The sequence below is a fragment of the Actinosynnema sp. genome, assembly GCF_052038725.1.
Genome location: NZ_JBQGCX010000159.1, coordinates 1 through 3,401, shown reverse-complemented (window position 1 = coordinate 3,401; position 3,401 = coordinate 1). Strand labels below are relative to the sequence as shown.

1 protein-coding gene is annotated in these 3,401 nt (G+C 77.2%); it reads left to right on the top strand.

Going from position 1 to position 3,401, the window contains the following annotated elements; translation table 11 throughout:
• Nucleotides 1–3,401, top strand: a 3,401-nt coding sequence (locus ACTUAL_RS03035; RefSeq protein ID WP_440899191.1) for a condensation domain-containing protein, incomplete at both ends; no start/stop codon positions are given.

Sequence of the window (3,401 nt, the reverse complement as noted above, 5' to 3'; positions counted from 1 at the left end):
TCGGCGGCCGAGGTCGCGGCGCTGCTGGCGGGTGAGCTGGACCCGAGCGCCGGCGAGCTGGTGCGGGTGGCGCTGGGCGACGGCGTGCTGGTCGTCGTGCTGCACCACCTGGTGGTCGACGGGGTCTCGTGGCGGGTGCTGCTGCCCGACCTGCGGGCCGCGTGCGCCGGGCGGGAGCTGCCGCCCGTGGGGTCGTCCTGGCGGCGGCACGCGCTGGCGCTGGCCGAGCAGGGGGCGACCGGGGCGCGGCGGGACGAGCTGCCGCACTGGCGGGCCGTGCGCGGCGCCGGGTTCCGGCTCGGCGCGCGGGACCTGACCGGCGCGGACACCGCGTCCACCGCCGCGGTCACGACCACCACCGCCCCGGCGGAAATCGCCGGGCCGCTGCTGACCGACCTGACCGCCGCCTACCGGGCAGGCGCGGACGAGGTGCTGATCGCCGCGCTCGTGCTGGCGCTGCGGGTGTGGCGCGGGGCCGACGACGCGGTCCCGGTCAGCACCGAGGGCCACGGCCGGGAGCTCCCCGGAGCCGACCTGTCGCGCACGGTCGGCTGGTTCACCAGCGAGTACCCGGTGCTGGCTCCCGCAGGCGCCGTCCGGTCGGCCGAGGCGCTGGCCGACGCGCTCGCCGGTGGTGACGCGGCGGGCGCGCTGGTGCGGGCGGTCAAGGAGGCCAAGCGGGCGACGCCCGACCACGGCGTCGGGTACGGCGTGCTGCGGCACCTGGACCCGGTCGCCGCCGGGGAGCTGGCCGGTCCCCCGCCGCAGCTGCTGCTCAACCACCTCGGCCGGTTCGCGCCGCTGCCCGGCGACGGCTGGCGCCTGCCCGAGCGGGACGCGTTCCACGTCGTCGAGCCGGGTGGCAAGAAGCTGGAGCAGGTGCTGGCGCTGAACAGCTTCGTGCACGCGGACGGCGCGCTCGCCGTCGAGTGGACCGCCGCGGGCGGGGTCCTGGACGCGGACGCGGTGTCCGGGCTCCAGGCGGCGTGGACGCGGGCGCTGGAGGCGCTCGCCGCGCACGCCGGGCGGATCGGGCCGGGCGGTGGCGCGCTCACCCCGTCCGACGTGCCGCTCGTCGGGCTGGACGCGGACGAGCTGGCCGCCGTCGAGCGGGACGGGCGCGCGGTGGACGTGCTGCCCGCGACGCCGCTCCAGGTCGGTCTGGCGTTCCACACGATGGTGCGGGCCGACGACGAGGCCGACGTGTACGTGGTGCAGGCCGTGACGCACCTGGCGGGCGCGCTGGACGCGGACCGGTTGCGCGAGGCCGCCGCCGAGCTGCTGCGGCGCACCCCGGCGCTGCGGGTGCGCCTGCACACCTGCGCGTCCGGCGAGGTCGTGCAGGTCGTGCCCGCCGCCGTGCGCCTGGACTGGCGGCGGGAGGGCGGGGAGGCGTTCGAGCGGGCCTGCCGGGAGGAGCTGGCCCGGCCGTTCCACCCGGACCGGGCGCCGCTGATCCGGTTCCTGCTGTGCTCGCTGTCCGAGGACGAGCACCGGTTGGTGATCACCAACCACCACGCGCTGCTCGACGGCTGGTCCATGCCGCTGGTGGGCCGCTCGCTGCTGGCGCTGTACGCCGAGCTCGGTGGTGGGCCGAGGGTTCCGGCCGCCCCGCCGCTCGGGGAGTTCCACCGCTGGCTGGCCGGTCGCGACCGGGACGCCGCGCGGGCCGCGTGGGGCGCGGAGCTGGCCGGGGTGGACGAGGGCACCCGGCTCGCCCCCGCGGGCGCCGGAACCGGCGCGGTCAGGCCGGAGCGGGTCTCGTTCGGGCTGGGCCAGGAGTTCAGCGCCCGGCTGACCGCCTTCGCGCGCGCCCAGGGCGTCACCACCGCGACGGTGTTCCAGGCCGCCTGGGGCCTGCTGCTGGGCACGGTCACCGGCCGCCGGGACGTGCTGTTCGGCTGCCCGGTGTCCGGCAGGCCCGCCGAGGTCGACGGGGTCGCCACCGCGGTCGGGCAGCTCGGCGGCACGATCCCGGTGCGGGTGCGCTTCTCCCCCGCCGACACCGGGGCCGGGCTGCTGGCGCGGGTGCACGAGCACGGCGCTGCGCTGGTGGAGCACCACCACGTCGGCCTGCCGGAGCTCCAGCGCGCGGCCGGGGTGGGCGAGCTGTTCGACACCATGCTGGTGGTGGAGAACTTCCCGCTCTCCAACCGGGACCGCACCACCCTCGCGCCGGGTCTGGACCTGGTCGGGGTGGACATCACCGACGCCACGCACTACCCGCTGACCGTCGTGGTGATCCCCGGAGCGGAGATCACCGTGGGGCTGGGCTACCAGGCGCGCGCGTTCGACGCGGACACCGTGCGCGGGTACGGCCGGTGGCTGCTGCGGGTGTTGGAAGGCCTGGTCGACGGGCCGGATCTCCCCCTGGGGCGCTTGGCCGTCCTGCCGGACGAGGAGCGGGAGGCCGTGCTGCGCCTGGGGGTGGGCGCGGAGCCCTCGCGCGAGCGGGCCGGGTGCCTGGAGGAGTTCGGGCGGTGGGTGCGGCGCGAGCCGGGCGCGGAGGCGGTGGTGTGCCGGGCGCGCTCGCTGAGCTACGCCGAGCTGGACCGGCGGGCGAACCGGGTGGCGAACGCGCTGATCGCGGCCGGGGTGAAGCCGCAGGACAGCGTGGCGGTGCTGCTGCCGCGCGACGTGGACCTGGTGGTGGCGCTGCTCGCGGCGTTCAAGGCGGGCGCGGTGCACGTGCCGATGGACCCCGGCTACCCGCGCGAGCGGCTGGCCGTGATGTGCGCGGAGGTCGCCCCCGCAGCGGTGCTGACCACCGCCGACGTGCGGGCCGCCGGGCTGCCGGTGGACGCGCCCGCGCTGCTGCTGGACGAGTCCGGGGTGGACGGACCGGCGGAGTGGGACGCGGACCCGGTGGCGGCGCGCGCCGGTTTCCACGAGGACTGGTTGGCGTACGTCATCTTCACCTCCGGCACCACCGGGCGCCCCAAGGCGGTCGGGGTGCCGCACCGGGGCGTGCCGAGCCTGCTGACCCTGCAGGAGGACGTCGTCGGGGTCACCGAGCGCGACCGGTACCTGCACTTCGCGTCCACCAGCTTCGACGTGGCGTTCTGGCAGTTCATGGTGCCGCTGCTGTCCGGCGGCACGTCGGTGATCGCGCCGGAGGAGGTGCGGGTGCCCGGTGACGAGCTGCTGGAGTACGTGCGGGCGCACCGGGTGACCGGGGTGAACCTGCTGCCGTCGTTCCTGGCCGCGATGCCGGACGACGCGACGGTCGACCCGGACGTGTTCGTCGTGGTGGGCGCGGAGCGGCTGGACCCGGAGCTGGCGCGGCGGTGGGGCGGTCGGCGGGCGCTGTTCAACGCGTACGGGCCGACCGAGGTCACCGTCAACTCGACACTGGGCCGGTGCGACCCGGACACCCCGCCCGGCGCCACCGTGCCCATCGG